15 protein-coding genes are annotated in these 15,351 nt (G+C 68.5%); 13 read left to right on the top strand and 2 right to left on the bottom strand.

Going from position 1 to position 15,351, the window contains the following annotated elements:
• Nucleotides 1-14 precede the first annotated feature (14 nt).
• From rimO to FB473_RS08195, 12 genes are all read left to right on the top strand, one after another.
• On the top strand, nt 15-1,520 hold the full coding sequence (rimO, locus tag FB473_RS08250) for a 30S ribosomal protein S12 methylthiotransferase RimO (RefSeq protein WP_167166358.1): 1,506 nt from the start codon (nt 15-17) through the stop codon (nt 1,518-1,520).
• Complete coding sequence (pgsA, locus tag FB473_RS08245) at nt 1,517-2,209, top strand: CDP-diacylglycerol--glycerol-3-phosphate 3-phosphatidyltransferase (RefSeq protein WP_167166356.1); 693 nt, start codon at nt 1,517-1,519, stop codon at nt 2,207-2,209. The genes rimO and pgsA overlap by 4 nt, the downstream gene beginning before the upstream one ends.
• Nucleotides 2,206-2,718: a CinA family protein gene (locus FB473_RS08240; RefSeq protein ID WP_167166354.1), complete on the top strand. Its 513-nt coding sequence runs from the start codon at nt 2,206-2,208 to the stop codon at nt 2,716-2,718. The genes pgsA and FB473_RS08240 overlap by 4 nt, the downstream gene beginning before the upstream one ends.
• A 119-nt stretch (nt 2,719-2,837) precedes the next feature.
• Nucleotides 2,838-3,104, top strand: a complete 267-nt coding sequence (locus FB473_RS08235) for a helix-turn-helix domain-containing protein (RefSeq protein ID WP_167166352.1) — start codon at nt 2,838-2,840, stop codon at nt 3,102-3,104.
• A gap of 54 nt (nt 3,105-3,158) precedes the next feature.
• The gene (locus FB473_RS08230; RefSeq protein ID WP_167166350.1) at nt 3,159-3,353 is read left to right on the top strand and encodes a DUF3046 domain-containing protein; all 195 of its coding nucleotides are present in this window, start codon (nt 3,159-3,161) and stop codon (nt 3,351-3,353) included.
• A gap of 198 nt (nt 3,354-3,551) precedes the next feature.
• The gene (gene recA, locus FB473_RS08225; RefSeq protein ID WP_167166348.1) at nt 3,552-4,595 is read left to right on the top strand and encodes a recombinase RecA; all 1,044 of its coding nucleotides are present in this window, start codon (nt 3,552-3,554) and stop codon (nt 4,593-4,595) included.
• A gap of 2 nt (nt 4,596-4,597) precedes the next feature.
• On the top strand, nt 4,598-5,116 hold the full coding sequence (locus FB473_RS08220) for a RecX family transcriptional regulator (protein WP_167166346.1): 519 nt from the start codon (nt 4,598-4,600) through the stop codon (nt 5,114-5,116).
• Nucleotides 5,117-5,235: 119 nt separating this feature from the next.
• Nucleotides 5,236-6,735, top strand: a complete 1,500-nt coding sequence (gene miaB, locus FB473_RS08215; RefSeq protein ID WP_167166344.1) for a tRNA (N6-isopentenyl adenosine(37)-C2)-methylthiotransferase MiaB — start codon at nt 5,236-5,238, stop codon at nt 6,733-6,735.
• Nucleotides 6,736-6,738: 3 nt separating this feature from the next.
• Nucleotides 6,739-7,677 (top strand): tRNA (adenosine(37)-N6)-dimethylallyltransferase MiaA, encoded by a 939-nt coding sequence (gene miaA, locus FB473_RS08210; protein WP_167166342.1) that lies wholly within the window; start codon nt 6,739-6,741, stop codon nt 7,675-7,677.
• Nucleotides 7,678-7,689: 12 nt separating this feature from the next.
• Nucleotides 7,690-8,508 (top strand): diaminopimelate epimerase, encoded by an 819-nt coding sequence (gene dapF / locus FB473_RS08205; protein ID WP_167166340.1) that lies wholly within the window; start codon nt 7,690-7,692, stop codon nt 8,506-8,508.
• Between the two features lie 34 nt (nt 8,509-8,542).
• Nucleotides 8,543-10,018, top strand: a complete 1,476-nt coding sequence (gene hflX, locus FB473_RS08200) for a GTPase HflX (RefSeq protein WP_167166337.1) — start codon at nt 8,543-8,545, stop codon at nt 10,016-10,018.
• Nucleotides 10,005-12,014: an ATP-dependent DNA helicase gene (locus FB473_RS08195; RefSeq protein WP_167166335.1), complete on the top strand. Its 2,010-nt coding sequence runs from the start codon at nt 10,005-10,007 to the stop codon at nt 12,012-12,014. Before hflX ends, FB473_RS08195 begins: the two co-directional genes overlap by 14 nt.
• Nucleotides 12,015-12,044: 30 nt before the next feature.
• On the opposite strand, the gene lexA is transcribed toward FB473_RS08195, so the two are convergent.
• Nucleotides 12,045-12,857, bottom strand: coding sequence for a transcriptional repressor LexA (gene lexA / locus FB473_RS08190; protein WP_167166334.1), 813 nt, complete (start codon nt 12,855-12,857; stop codon nt 12,045-12,047).
• 252 nt (nt 12,858-13,109) lie between these two features.
• Here lexA and FB473_RS08185 point away from each other — a divergent pair, with 252 nt between their 5' ends.
• Nucleotides 13,110-13,625: a hypothetical protein gene (locus tag FB473_RS08185; protein ID WP_167166332.1), complete on the top strand. Its 516-nt coding sequence runs from the start codon at nt 13,110-13,112 to the stop codon at nt 13,623-13,625.
• A 114-nt stretch (nt 13,626-13,739) separates the two neighbouring features.
• Here the strand turns inward: FB473_RS08185 and FB473_RS08180 are convergent, their stop codons facing one another.
• A complete protein-coding gene (locus FB473_RS08180; protein WP_167166330.1) occupies nt 13,740-15,350 on the bottom strand; it encodes an RDD family protein in 1,611 nt (536 codons plus the stop codon).
• Nucleotide 15,351 lies beyond the last annotated feature (1 nt).

Genomic DNA, 15,351 nt, shown 5'->3' with positions numbered 1-15,351 from the left:
ATACTGGCCCCATCATGACTACCTCTGTGCACCTGGTGAGCCTCGGCTGCTCGCGCAACGACGTCGATTCCGAAGAGCTCGCGGCACGTCTGGAGGCCGAGGGGTTCAGCCTGGTGGACGAGGCCGGGGACGCCGACGTCATCATGGTCAACACCTGCGGGTTCATCGAACAGGCCAAGAAGGACTCGATCGACGTGCTGCTGGCCGCTGCCGATCGCAAGGATGCCGGGCAGGCGAAGGCAGTCGTCGCCGTGGGGTGCATGGCCGAGCGCTACGGGCGCGAACTGGCCGAGGCATTGCCCGAGGCGGACGCGGTGCTGGGCTTCGACGACTATCCCGACGTCGCCGATCGCCTGCGCCGGATCCTCGGTGGGGAGCACCTCGAGTCGCATGTGCCCGCCGACAGGCGCACGCTCCTTCCGCTGAGCCCGATCGCCCGGCAGGGTGCGGCGCGGCCCACGCCGGGCCACGCGGGCGTCCCCGATCTGCCCGAGGGCGTGGCGCCCGTGTCCGGCCCGAGGGTGCTGCGGCGCCGGCTCACCGGCGGTCCCTTCGCGCCGCTGAAGATCGCCTCGGGCTGTGATCGGCGCTGCTCCTTCTGCGCGATTCCCTCGTTCCGGGGCTCCTACCTGTCACGGCGGCCGGACGAGATCGTCGCCGAGGCACGCTGGCTCGTCGGTGAGGGCGTCCGCGAGGTGATGCTCGTGAGCGAGAACTCGTCCAGCTACGGCAAGGACCTGGGTGAGCAACAGGCCCTCCCCGGGCTGCTCCGGGACCTGTCACGTGTGGAGGGCCTCGAGCGCATCCGGGTGAGCTACCTGCAGCCGGCCGAGCTGCGTCCGGAACTGGTGACGGCGATGACGTCGATCCCGGGCGTCGTGCCGTATTTCGACCTGTCGTTCCAGCACGCCTCCCCGGGTGTTCTCCGTGCGATGAGGCGCTTCGGTGATGCGGACAGTTTCCTGGGACTGATCGAGCGGATCCGGGCACTCGCACCGGAGGCGGGGATCCGCAGCAATGTGATCGTGGGGTTCCCCGGTGAGACGCCGGACGACGTGGCCGTGCTCCGCGACTTCCTCGCGCGGGCACGGATGGATGTGGTCGGCGTGTTCGGCTACTCGGACGAGGAGGGCACCCAGGCCGTCTCGCTGCCCGGCCATGTCGTGGACGACGAGATCGCTGAACGGGTGGCGCAGGTGTCGTCCCTGGTCGACGAGCTGTGCAACCAGCGGGCGGAGGACCGGGTGGGGCAGCGGGTGCGGGTGCTGGTCGAGGACACGGTCGGCGGCGTGACGGGGCGTGCCGCCCACCAGGGGCCCGAGGTCGACGGGACGACGACGCTCCTGCACGCGGACGATACCCGGGTCGGCGATCTCGTGGACGCCATGGTGGTGGCCAGCGAGGGAGTCGATCTGGTGGCCGACGTCGTCGCCACGGATGCTGGCTCGGCCCCGGTGTGGCTCGGCGGTAGAGTGGATCGACAGCCCGCCATCGAAGGCGTGAGTGAGGAGCCCGCATGACGCACGTGGACGGACCCGGTTCCGGGGGCAGGACGCTCGGTTTCTCCTGGAACGTTCCGAACGCGCTGACCCTGTTGCGGATGGTGCTCGTCCCCGTGTTCGTCGCGGTGTTCCTCCTCCATCCCCACGACCAGGGGTGGCGGCTCGTCGCGACGGCGGTCTTCGTGATCGCCATCCTCACCGATTCGGCGGACGGGTACATCGCGCGCCGTTACGACCTGGTGACCAACTTCGGCAAGATCTGGGATTCGATCGCCGACAAGCTTCTCACCGGCATGGCGTTCATCGGGCTGTCGATCGTGGGGGAGCTCCCGTGGTGGATGACGATCATCATCCTCGTGCGGGAGTGGGGCATCACCGCGCTGCGGTTCGCGATCCTCAAGTACGGTGTGATGGCTGCCAACCGGGGCGGCAAGCTGAAGACCCTGATCCAGTCGTTCGCGCTCATCGCTTTCCTGTTGTGGCTTCCCGGGTTCGGGGTCTGGTTCGAGGTCGTCAAGTGGGCGCTCATGTGGATCGCGTTCGTCCTCACGGTGGTGACCGGCCTCGACTACCTTGTCGAGGCGCGCAAGCTGCGTGCCGCGTCGCTTGCCGCCGGCGGTCCGGTGACCCTGCCTGATGCACACGGTTCGGGGCAGGCGGGCTCGGCCGCGACCGAGCCGGGGGACGGGACGCAGCCGCTGTCATGACCGCCGCCCAGGTGCTGTGGCCGGCCGCGGCCGAGGCGATCGAACTGTTGAAGCGCGGCCACTGGACGATCGCCACCTGTGAGTCGATGACCGGTGGCGGGATCGGTGCCGCCCTGACATCGGTGGCGGGATCATCGGCGGTCTTCCGGGGCGGTCTCATCACCTATGCCACCGATCTGAAGGTCGCTCTCGCGGGCGTCGACGCCGATTTCGTCGCCGCCAACGGTGTCATCAACCGACGGACCGCCGAGGAGATGGCGCTCGGTACCGCCCGTGTCTGCCGTGCCGATGTCGGCCTGTCGGTCACCGGGGTGGCCGGTCCGGACGGCGAGGACGGTGCCGCTCCCGGAACGGTGTGGCTCGGGCTGACGTTGCCGGTGACCCGGGACGACCGAGTCCGCGCCCGTCTTCTCGAACTGGACGGTGATCGCGCCGAGATCCGCACGCGGACCGTCGCCGCTGCGCTCACCTGGTTGTCCGATTGCCTGCGCGAGCCCCCACGCGTGTGACCGCGACGCACCCCTTGCCGCCAGGCACAGAGCGCGGCACACAGGAATAACGCTTCCGCACGTCGCGTTGGGAAGATATCGCCGCCCGTTGGGCGGCCCTTTTCGAGGGGGGATGCGACATGGCCGTTCTTGCTCGTGAGCTGCTCGGTGAAGTGTTACGCGAAGAGCGCATGCGCCAGCGCCGGACCCTGCGCGAGGTGTCCCTGGCGGCCCGTGTGAGCTTGGGATACCTGTCCGAGGTGGAGCGGGGGCAGAAGGAGGCCTCCAGCGAACTTCTCCAGTCGATCGCCGGGGCGCTCGGCGTCTCACAGTCGCGGTTGTACGGGTCGGTGGCGCAACGATTCGCCGAGGCGGACGCGCGCGAAGAGGCGGTCCTGGCGGCCTGACCGTCGCCGACGGGGCGGTGCCGTTCGGTTTCCGGGCTCGCGTACCGTTGGCTCGTGCGCGAAGCGGAACTATGGCAGCGTCTTGACACGCACCTGGGGGCGGCCTACTCCCGTGTGTGGGCCGAGCAGATCGTCCTGGCAGATCTGGACGAGCGAACCGTGCGTGAGGCTCTTGCCGCCGGGGTGCCGTGCAAGGCGATCTGGCGGGCGGTCTGGGCGCAGTTGGAGTTGCCGGTCTCGGAGCGCTGAGAACCGCGCGCGACACGCCCTGGCAATGCTGCTTTCGAACACGTGTTCGCATATTCTTTGTGGTGGGTCACGATTCCACCGGGGTTATCCACAGGTGCGGCGAATCTGACGAAGTGTCAGACCTCACGCCTACAGTCCCAGTGCAGGAGACGACCATGAGACTTCACCAGGGCGACCTGGACGAGAGAGGACACACGGATGGCTGTGGCAGACCGCGAGAAGGCACTGGAGGCCGCCCTCGCTCAGATTGAGAAGCAGCACGGCAAGGGTTCGATCATGCGCCTGGGCGACCAGACGCACGCACAGATCGAGGTCATTCCCACCGGTTCGATCGCTCTGGACGTGGCGCTGGGCATCGGGGGGCTTCCCCGGGGACGCATCGTCGAGGTCTACGGCCCGGAGTCGAGCGGCAAGACGACCGTCGCGCTGCACGCGATCGCGAACGCGCAGGCCGAGGGCGGCATCTGCGCGTTCATCGATGCGGAGCACGCGCTGGACCCGACGTACGCCGCGGCGCTCGGGGTGGACACGGACTCGTTGCTGGTCAGCCAGCCCGACAACGGTGAACAGGCGCTGGAGATCGCCGACACGTTGATCCGCTCCGGTGCGCTGGCGCTCATCGTGATCGACTCGGTCGCGGCGCTCACGCCGAAGGCCGAGATCGAGGGCGAGATGGGCGACAGCCACGTGGGTCTCCAGGCACGTCTCATGAGCCAGGCGCTCCGCAAGATCACCGGCGCGCTGAACACGGCGAACACCACCGCGATCTTCATCAACCAGTTGCGCGAGAAGATCGGTGTCATGTTCGGCAGTCCCGAGACCACCACCGGCGGTCGGGCGTTGAAGTTCTACTCCTCCGTACGGCTGGACGTGCGCCGCATCGAGTCGCTCAAGGACGGCAACGAAGTGGTGGGCAACCGCACGCGTGTCAAGGTGGTCAAGAACAAGGTGGCCCCGCCGTTCAAGCAGGCCGAGTTCGACATCATGTACGGCAAGGGCATCTCCCGGGAGGGCAGCCTGCTCGACATGGGCGTGGAGGCCGGGCTCATCCGCAAGGCCGGCGCCTGGTTCACCTACGGTGACGACCAACTGGGACAGGGCAAGGAGAACGCCCGGAACTTCTTGCTCAGCCATCCCGAGGTCGCGAACGAACTGGATTCCAGGATTCGCGTCGCCATGGGCATGGGTGAGGTCGACGTCCCCCAGGGCGTCGACCCCGAGACAGGTGAGGTCGACTTCTGAGCGTGGACGAACCGTCGTCACCAAGCCCTGATCGGCAGGCAGATCCCTACGCCGTCGCACGAGAGATCGCGCTCCGGGCTCTTGATCGCCGCGCCTACGCCCGGGAGGAGCTGGGGGCCTACCTATTACGCCGCGGAACCGATGAGCAGACCGTGAAGCAGGTGCTGAACCGTCTGGGGGAGGTCGGCCTTCTGGACGACGAGGCGTTCGCCGCGCAGTGGGTGGAGTCGCGCCACGCCGGCCGCCTCCTCTCGCGGCGGGCGCTGCGTCGAGAGTTGCTCCGTAAGGGCCTGCCGGACGAGATCATCTCGGACGCGGTGGCGCAGGTGGACGACGACGGTGAGGCATCGGCCGCTCTGGAGTTGGCCCGACGCAAGGCCCGGGCACTGCACGGTGTTCCCGAGGACGTGGTCCGCCGCCGAATCCTCGGGGCGCTCGGTCGGCGCGGCTTCGGCTCCGAGGTGTCGCTCGCCGCGCTCCGCCAGGTGCTGGGGGAGTCGGAGGATTCGTACCCGTTCTGATCGTGTGCGTGCGGGTGTGCGGTGCCGGGGGTGGCGGGTCGCGTCAGGACGCGTCCGGTGTCGAGAGCCGTATCGCTCGGCAAGCCATGTTGGAGCCGACCGTCTACAGTGGATGAGCCATGGTTACTTCTCGCCTCGATCCCGCCGACCTGCGCCCGGATGGCGTCCGCACATATGCGGTCGTCACCTACGGATGCCAGATGAACGTCCATGACTCGGAACGCATCAGCGGTCTGCTGGAGCGGGCCGGCTACGTGCGGGCACCGCAGCCACGAGGCGAGTTGCCCGAGGCCGACATCGTCGTGTTCAACACGTGCGCCGTTCGCGAGAACGCCGACAATCGGCTGTACGGCAATCTCGGTCACATCGCGCGTCTGAAACGGGACCGTCCCGGTATGCAGGTCGCGGTGGGCGGCTGCATGGCACAGAAGGATCGCGAGATCGTCACCACGCGTGCCCCCTGGGTGGACGTCGTGTTCGGGACCAACAACATCGGGTCTCTGCCGGTGCTGCTCGAGCGGGCGCGCGTCGAGCAGGCGTCCCAGGTCGAGATCTCCGAGGCGCTGGAGATGTTCCCTTCCAATCTCCCGGCCCGGCGCGAGTCGGCCTACGCGGCATGGGTCTCGGTCAGCGTCGGCTGCAACAACACCTGCACCTTCTGTATCGTGCCCAGCCTGCGTGGCAAGGAGACCGATCGGCGTCCCGGCGAGATCCTGCGGGAGATCGAGGCGCTGGTGGACGAGGGCGTCCAGGAGATCACGTTGCTGGGGCAGAACGTCAACACCTATGGTGTCGAGTTCGGTGATCGGCAGGCGTTCGCGAAGCTGCTGAGGGCCTGCGGTGAGATCGAGGGGCTGGAGCGCGTGCGATTCACCAGCCCGCACCCGGCATCGTTCACCGATGACGTGATCGCGGCGATGGCCGAGACCCGCAATGTCATGCCGAGTCTTCACATGCCACTGCAATCCGGCTCCGACAAGGTTCTTCGTGATATGCGTCGCAGCTACCGCAGTGCGCGGTTCCTCGACATCCTGGGACGGGTACGCGAGGCGATGCCGCAGGCCGCCATCACCACCGACATCATCGTCGGCTTTCCCGGGGAGACCGAGGAGGACTTCCAGCGCACCGTGGACGTCGTCCGCGAGGCCCGGTTCAGCGCGGCCTTCACCTTCCAGTATTCGATCCGGCCCGGCACGCCTGCCGCGACGATGCCCGATCAGGTGCCGCCCGAGGTCGTCCAGGAGCGCTATGAGCGTCTCGTGCGCGAGATCGACGACATGGCCTGGCAGGAGAACCGCAGGCTCGTCGGGCAGCGGGTCGAGGTGATGTTCGCCGCCGGTGAGGGGCGAAAGGACGAGCGCACCTCCCGGATCTCGGGCAGAGCGCGCGACAACCGCCTCGTCCACGTGGCCGCACCGGCCGACGAGAGCCTGCGCCCGCGTCCCGGGGACCTCGGCGAGGTGGAGATCACCTACGCGGCACCGCATCATCTGGTGGCCGACTCGCCGATCCACGGCCTGCGACGCACCCGTGGGGGCGACGCATGGCAGGCCCGGCAGGGTTCGGAGGCCGCGCCGACGGGCGTCGGGCTCGGGCTACCGGCGATCCCGGGCAGGTGAACCATGGACGCCGGGACACCGCCGGTCGTGGCGCTGGTCGGCCCGACCGCCAGCGGTAAGAGTTCGCTGGCCATCGAGGTCGCCGAGCGGATCGCCTCGCTGGGCGGACGCGCCGAAGTGGTCAACGCGGATTCCATGCTCGTCTATCGGGGGATGGACATCGGCACGGCGAAACCCACCGTCGAACAGCGGAGACGAGTGCCCCACCACCTCGTCGACATCATGGACGTCACGCAGTCGGCGTCCGTGGCCGAGTTCCAGGGGCTGGCCAGGGGAGTGATCGCCGATCTCCGCGACCGGGGTGTCGTCCCGATCGTCGTCGGGGGAAGCAGCCTGTACATGAGGGCGATCCTGGACGTCTTCGACTTTCCCGGCACCGATCCGCAGGTGCGCCGACGCTGGGAGGACGAGTTGGAGGCGATCGGCCCCCACGCCCTGCATCGCGTTCTCGCCGACCGCAACCCGGAGGCTGCCGCTGCGATCCTTCCCGGCAACGGCCGACGCATCGTCCGTGCCCTTGAAGTGATCGATCTCACGGGCACTTTCACCGCACGGCTCCCCGAGCCGACCTATGCACTCGCCGGAGTGCATCAGTTCGGCCTGGAGCTTCCCCGGGAGGAGATGGACGAGCGCATCGCCGCCCGGGTGGACGAGATGTGGCGTCAAGGTCTTGTCGACGAGGTCCGCGGGCTGGTCGAAGCCGGCCTGAGGCGTGGTGTGACGGCTTCGCGAGGGCTGGGGTATCAACAGGTGTTGGCCTGTCTCGCCGGGGACATGGACGAGCAGGAGGCCAGGCGTGCGACCGTCGACGGCACCCGCAGATTCGCTCGCAAACAGCTGGCGTGGTTCCGGCGCGACCCGCGAATCAGCTGGATACCGGTCACGGACCGTGAGGCCTCGCGGCGAATCACGACCAGCTCGGGCATCGAGCAGCCGCAGTGACACACTGGGGTGGTGACCACGCTGAACTTCGCCAAAGGCCACGGCACGCGGAATGACTTCGTGATCGTCCTCGACCGCGAGGGAATCCTGCCGGTCGGGCCTGATGTCGTCCGCTTCCTGTGCGACCGTCGTGCGGGCATCGGTGGTGACGGATTGCTGCGTGCGGTCCGTGCCTCGCACATGCCCGAGTGGTCGGGACGCCCCGATGTGTGGTTCATGGACTACCGCAACGCCGACGGGTCCCTGGCGGAGATGTGCGGCAACGGGCTTCGCGTGTTCGTGAGATTCCTGCTCGAAGAGGGGCTCGTCGACCAGACGCCGATCCAGATCGCGACGCGAGCCGGGCTCATGGAGGCCTGGCCTCTGGACGGTGGCCTCATCCGCATCAGTCTCGGGCACGCGGAAGTGGCCGAGACCCCGACCTGGGTACGGCATGCGGGAATCGAGTACCCGGCCACGACCGTCGACGTGGGCAATCCCCACGCGGTCGTCGAACTCGCCGACCTCGATGCCCTGCGGGCGCTCGATCTCGGCGTGGCGCCGATCTTCGACCCGCAGATCTATCCCCAGGGTGTCAACGTCGAGTTCTACGTGGCTCGCGGGGACCGCGATCTGCAGATGCGCGTCCACGAGCGCGGCGTGGGTGAGACGGAGTCGTGCGGCACCGGGATCGTGGCGGTCGCGGCGGCGCAGGCCGCACATGCCGGGTTCCGCGGCGGCGTCGATGTGCACGTCCCCGGGGGAGACCTGCGCGTCGACCTCGCCGAGGACGGTGTCTTCCTGACCGGGCCGGCGGTCGTCGTCGCCCACGGCACCGTCGTGCTGCCGTGACGGCGTCCTGGTCATCGCGTACTCTGGACCGACGATGACTGAGCATTTCGCCTCGGACCGATGGGACGACGAGGCTGTCCTTCCCGAACGTCCGACTGATCGGATCGACGACCCCGTGTGGGACGAGGAACCGGCCCCCGGCGACCTCGACCTCGAGGAGCGCAACTCGCTGCGCCGGGTCGTTGGTCTTTCGACCGAGCTGGCCGACGTCACGGAGGTCGAGTATCGCCAGCTGCGGCTGGAGCGGGTCGTCCTGGTGAGCGTGTGGACGAGCGGCACGCAGCAGGACGCGGACAACACGATGTTCGAGTTGAAGGCGCTGGCCGAGACCGCCGGGTCGCAGGTGCTCGACGGGCTCATCCAGCGTCGCCAGCATCCCGATCCGGCAACGTACATCGGTTCCGGCAAGGTGCAGGAGCTTCGTGAGGTGGTGGTCTCGACCGGCGCGGACACGGTGATCTGTGACGGTGAGCTCACCCCTGCGCAGCTGCGCACGCTGGAGGACAGGGTCGGGGTGAAGGTCGTCGACCGCACGGCACTGATCCTCGACATCTTCGCCCAGCACGCCAAGAGCGTCGAGGGCAAGGCACAGGTGGAACTCGCCCAGCTGAACTACCTCAAGCAACGCCTGCGCGGCTGGGGCGACAGCCTGAGCCGTCAGGTCGGTGGCCGGGCGTCGTCCGGCGCGGGTATCGGCGGGCGCGGCCCCGGTGAGACGAAGATCGAGACGGACCGGCGGCGCATCAGCCATCGCATCTCGCAGTTGCGGCACAAGCTGCGCGACATGGAGGGCACGCGCGCCATCAAGCGCGCCGACCGGCAGCGTCACGCCGTCCCGTCCGTGGCGATCGTGGGATACACGAACGCGGGGAAGTCGTCGCTGCTCAACCGGCTCACTCATGCCGGCGTACTGGTGGAAGACGCGCTGTTCGCCACCCTGGACCCCACCACGCGGCGTGCGACCACCGACGACGGGCGTGTCTTCACACTCACCGACACCGTCGGATTCGTGCGACACCTGCCGACCGATCTGGTGGAGGCGTTCCGTTCCACTCTGGAGGAGACGACTCAGGCGGACCTGCTGCTGCACGTGGTCGACGGCTCCGATCCCGACCCGCTCGGGCAGATCGCCGCGGTCCGTGAGGTGCTGCACGACGTCGGCGCACAGGATCGTCCCGAGCAACTGGTGATCAACAAGATCGATCAGGCCGACCGTGACGCGCTCGCCGTCCTTCAGCTGCAGGTCCCGGACGCGATCCTGGTCTCCGCCCGCACGGGTGAGGGCGTGGACGATCTGCGCCGCGTGATCGAGGAACGGCTGCCCGTTCCGCAGGTCGAGGTGCGGGTGCTGATTCCCTGGGCCCGCGGAGACCTGGTCGATCGCATACACCGCGAGGGCGAGATCGTCGCACTGGAGCATCACGACGAAGGCACCCGGATCGACGCCCGCGTCCATCCGGATCTGGCCGCGCAGGTCGCGGCCTTCACGGTCACCGATGACGAACGCTGAACCGGAGCACGCGGCTGTCCTCGCCGAGTCGGTCGCCAGTATCGGCGGGTCCGCACGGCCGGGGCAGCAGACGATGGCCGACGCGGTCGCCCGTTCGCTGGACGACGGCGCGCACCTGCTCGTCCAGGCCGGCACGGGCACGGGTAAGTCGCTGGGCTATCTGGCTCCGGCGCTGGTCTGGGCGATGCGCTCCGACCAGCGTGTGGTGGTGGCGACCGCGACACTCGCGCTCCAGTCGCAGTTGGCCGGCAAGGACATCCCGGTGGCGTGCGACGCGATCGAGCGTGTGCTCGGCCGGCGCCCGCGCACCGAGGTGGTGAAGGGACGGTCGAACTACGCGTGCCTGTTGCGCATCCGCGATCAACTGGGTGCCGACCAGGAGACACTCATCGCGGGAGCCGATGTCGCCGACGCGGTGAGGACCTCGGGGGCCGACGCCGAGACCGTGCTCGGTGCCGAGGTCGTGGCGCTGCGCGAATGGGCCGAGGAGCAGGCACGTGATGGGGGCCTGGCCGATAGGGACGACGCCCCTGCTCATTCGCTTCGCGCCTGGGCCCAGGTTTCGGTGCCGGCCCGTGAATGCCTCGGGGTGAATGCCTGCCCTTACGGCGCCGAGTGTTTCGTCGAGGAGTCGCGTGCCCGTGCCCGGCAGGCTGATCTCGTCGTGACCAATCACGCGCTGCTCGCGATCAACGCCATGCACGGGGGAACGGCGCTCCCCGATCACGCCGCCGTGATCATCGACGAGGCGCACGAGCTGGTGACCCGCGTCACCGGGGCCGCGAGCAGCGAGCTGTCCCCGCAGCAGATCGATCGCGTCGCCAAACGATCGTCGTCCTGGCTCGACGATGACCTGTCCGTCGAGTTGCTGGACGTGGTGGACGCGTTGCGCGACGCGCTGGACGAGACAGCTCCCGGGCGCGTCACCGACGGCCAGTCGCCGGCGGCACTCGCGTTCGGCGTCGTGCGCGAGGTGACGCGCCGGGCGGTGTCCGCCATGTCGCAGGGCGGGGAGCAGGCCGATCCGGAGCGATCCCAGGCGGCCGCCGCGATGAAGGAGATCTTCGAGGTCGCCGAGAGGATGGCGAAGCTGGAGGCGACCGACGTGGTCTGGGTCAGCGATCGCGAACGCTTTGGTAGGCAGGCCAACGTCGCCCCGTTGTCCGTGGCCGGGCTCATGCGCGACAAGGTGCTCGGCGAATGCACGACGATCCTGACGTCGGCGACGCTGTCGATCGGGGGCTCGTTCGACGCGCTCGCAGGGGACGTGGGGTTGCGGCGCTCCGCTCGGCTGGACGATGCGGACGAACCTGCTGATGAGCTCGCCTGGCGCGGCATCGACGTGGGCTCGCCGTTCGACTACGCCCGTCAGGGGATCCTCTACGTCGCCACGGATCTGGCCAACCCGGGTCGTGACGGCATCGCCGGGGACGCGTTGGCGCGACTGGCCGAGCTGGTGTGGGCGGCCGACGGACGCACCCTGGGCTTGTTCGCGTCGCAGCGGTCTGCCGAACTGGCCACCGACCACGTGCGACGCGAGCTCCCCGGCGTGACGGTGCTGTGCCAGGGCGACGCGCAACTGAGTGAGCTGACGCGCGTGTTCGTGGCCGACGAGCAGTCCTGCCTGTTCGGCACGCTGTCCTTGTGGCAGGGGATCGACGTCCCGGGCGACACCTGCCGGCTCGTGGTCATCGACAAGCTTCCCTTCCCCAGGCCCGACGACCCGTTGATGCAGGCACGCCAGCAGGCGGTGGCCGATGCGGGTGGCAACGGGTTCATGCAGGTGGCGGCGAACCATGCGGCACTGCTGCTGGCGCAGGGGTCCGGCAGGCTGATCCGGCGGACGGACGACCGCGGGGTGGTCGCCGTGCTCGACCCCCGGCTGATGAAGGCACGATACGGCAGCTACCTGCGGGCGTCCCTTCCGCCCTTCTGGACGACCACGGACGCCGATATCGTCGTCCAGGCCCTTCAGCGGCTTGCCGACAAGGCCTGACGCACGAACTCTTCTCCTGGTACGCGAATCTCAGACGTGCCGGAGAACCGCGACGACCTTACCGAGAATGACTGCCTGGTTCCCGTCGATCGGCTGATAGGCAGGATTGTGCGGCATCAGCCACACCTGCCCGGGAGTGCGCTGCAGGGTCTTGACCGTGGCCTCGCCGTCGATCATCGCCGCGACGATCGCCCCGTTGTCGGCCGAGGGCTGTTGCCGGACGACGACATAGTCGCCGTCGCAGATGGCCGCGTCCACCATGGAGTCGCCGCGGACCTCCAGCATGAACAACGTGCCGTCGCCGACGAGTTGGCGAGGAAGCGGCATGATCTGTTCCACCTGCTCTTCCGCGAGGATGGGCGCACCGGCCGCGATTCGTCCGAGGAGCGGGACCTGCACCGCGACTGGGAACGCATCGGCCATGTCGGTCGGGTCGGCGGGGTCGTCCGGGTCGGGGACTCCGGCGAGGATGTTCTCGCTCGACGGGCGCGGCGCGGGAAGGCGGACCTCAAGCGCCCGGGGACGATTCGGATCCCGCCGCAGGAAACCTTTGGACTCGAGTGCCTTGAGCTGGTGCGACACGCTGGACGGGCTGGCGAGCCCGACGGCTTCACCCATCTCACGGATGGTCGGCGGGTAGCCCCGTGACTCGACCGTGGCCTGGATGAACTCGAGAATGCGGCGCTGGCGAGGAGTCAGACCATCGGGATCAGCCGGGCCGTCGGGCAACTCGCTGATGGACGCCGAGGTGGCCATTTCCCGGGCGACCGACTCGTCGGTGGGACGACCTGCTCGCCGTCGTGGGGGAGTGGGGCCTGTTCCCGGACGCCTGACTGTGATCATGGCACAACACTAGGGAAAACACGCCTCGGATTCAAACACCTGTTCGAAGATGTCGCGACCTGCGTGAAAAATGTCAGACCTGCCTGGTGCGATGGTGGACGACTCGCCGGACCGAGTTTCGAATCGAACACTTGATCGAAGGTGTGAGAAGGCTTAGAGTCTTGTATCGAACAAATGTTCGACATGGCCGGGTCGTGGTGCTGAAACGGATGGAAGACGGCGGCCGGGAAGACGGACAGACGGGGGAACATCATGAGCGCGACAGTTCATCATTTCCAGCAGGTCGGCGATGACGACGGAGGGACGCCGGGCGCCCGCGATGCTGCATCGTCGGCGAGCGACGCGGAAGGTGCCGTGATCCGGCAGTTCCCCCTCACTCCCGAAGCGCGGGCGGAACTGCGTCGGCGTCGTTCACGGTCCGCGGTCACCAGGCCGCTTGCTCCCGGTGGCCGCCCGAGTCAGCCCGGCGCCCCGTTGGTAGGGTCCTCGGTCGTCGCCGGCCGGGTCATCGTCCACAGGGCCACTGTCACGTTGCCCGCGTCCCCGGTGCCGCAGAGGGAGACGTCCTCGCGGCAGACCCAACTGCGCACCTCTTCCGGATCGCAACCCGCTGCTCGACGCGACGTGATCGGTCAGCCGATCAGACTGACGGAACGCGGCCTCGCGGTGGTCATGATCGCGTTCGCGCTGGTGGTCGTGCTGGGCCTTGTGGTGATCGGTGCGCAGTACCTGTCGCTCGACGCCACTTCCGCGACCGGTCTTTCCTGATCGTGGCCCGATCCGTTGTCCAGCTGCGTGCACAGGAAACGGCGCCCGCCGCGAGGGCAGGCGCCGTTCGTGCATCGTTCGCAGGTCGCTGTGGGGCGCCTGCGAACGAAGGTGTCAGTATCCCATCGGTTGCTGGGGCTGCTGCGGGTAGCCGGTGGGAGGCACAGGGCTCACCGACTCGTCGATGACCACGCTGGACGTCACCTTGTCAGCCAGCGTCTGGCGCTTGGCGTCCCACAGCGGGAACAGCCAGCCGATGCCGCAGATCAGGCTGTCGAGGAAGTGGGCGACCAACCTCAGGAAGCCCATGCCGAAGCCGAGAGGAGCGCCGGTCGACTCCGCCACGAGGCGGGTCTTCGCGATCCGGCGCCCGTACGACTGGCCGGTGGTGCCGCCGAGGTAACCCGTGTTGTAGATGAGGAAACCGTAGAAGAGCACGTACTCGACCACGTTGCCGATCCCGTTACCGTTGTAGTCCGTCCCGGCGACCCCGTTGATCGCCGAGCCGATGATCCCCGTGACGATCGCGGGGGCCAGGTAGTCGACGAGCCAACCGAGGGCACGCTTGCCCCACGATGCGTACGGCGCACCGGTTGCGCCCACCGGCCCGTACACCTCGCCGGAGTATGCGGGCTGGCCGTAGCCGTAGTTCGGCTGCTGCCCGTACGAATCCTGCGGCGGGTAGCCGGGTTGTCCGTAGCCGCCGGAAGCGCCCGGGGTCGCATATCCCGCGTCCTGCCCGTACGACGGGGTGCCGTAGCCCGCGCTCTGCCCGTAGGCGCCGGTCTGCCCGTAGTTCGGGGAAGCCTGGTTGGCGTCCTGTCCGTAGGCGCCGGTCTGTCCGTAGCCGCTCTGGCCATAGGACGTCGAGGAACCGTAGCTCGGGGAACCCTGGGAGGTCGGGGACGCGGACGATTGCCCGTAGGCGTCCTGGGCAGGAGAACCGGTCTGACCGTAGCCGCTCTGCCCGTAGGACGAGCCGTAGCTCGGCGATCCCTGCGAGGTCGGGGATCCGGCGGGCTGCTGACCGTACGGGGACTGGGACGAGGGTGTCTGCCCGTATCCCGACTGCCCGTACGTGGGCTGTCCGTAGCCCGACTGTGCGGTCGGGTCGTAGGGACTGGTGGCACCCGGCTGTCCGTATCCCGACTGCCCGGCCTGATCGTAGGAGCCCGATGTGCCCGCCTGCCCGTAGCCGGGGGTGCTGGCCTGTCCGTACGGGCTGGGCGTCCCGTAGGGGCTCGCGGTCGGGGTGGAACTCGTCCCCGGGGTGGACGGTGTGCCGGTCTGGCCGTACGACGACTGGCCGTACGACGACTGTCCGTAGGACGTCTGACCGTACGGCGACTGGCCGTAGGGCGACGACGGCTGCCCGGCCGGAGTGGCACCGGTCTGCCCGTAGGCACCGGCCTGCCCGGAGGGCTGCTGTCCGTACGGCGCGGAACCGTAGGGCGAAGGGGAAGGGCTTCCGTACGGCGACTGTCCGTAGGGGGCAGTGGGGTCGGAGGTGGCCGAGGAGCCTGCCGATGGGCCGCTCTGCTCGGAGGGGCTGGTCTGATTGGGCGAAGGCTGCTGGCCGTAAGCGGGTTGGCCGTATGTGGGCTGCCCGTCACCGGTCGGGGTCTGCTCAGCCTGCGGGGTGGAGTCCTGGTCCGACTGCCCAGGCTCGTGACCAGCTGGGTCTTGGCTCGGGTCGGCCGGTCGACCCCAGTAGTCGTTGCTCACA

Origin of the sequence: Brooklawnia cerclae (genome assembly GCF_011758645.1) — a bacterium.
GTDB classification, from domain to species: Bacteria; Actinomycetota; Actinomycetes; order Propionibacteriales; family Propionibacteriaceae; genus Brooklawnia; species Brooklawnia cerclae.
The sequence above is the reverse complement of the archived record's forward strand: the minus strand, read 5'-3'. Positions and strand labels throughout refer to the sequence as shown.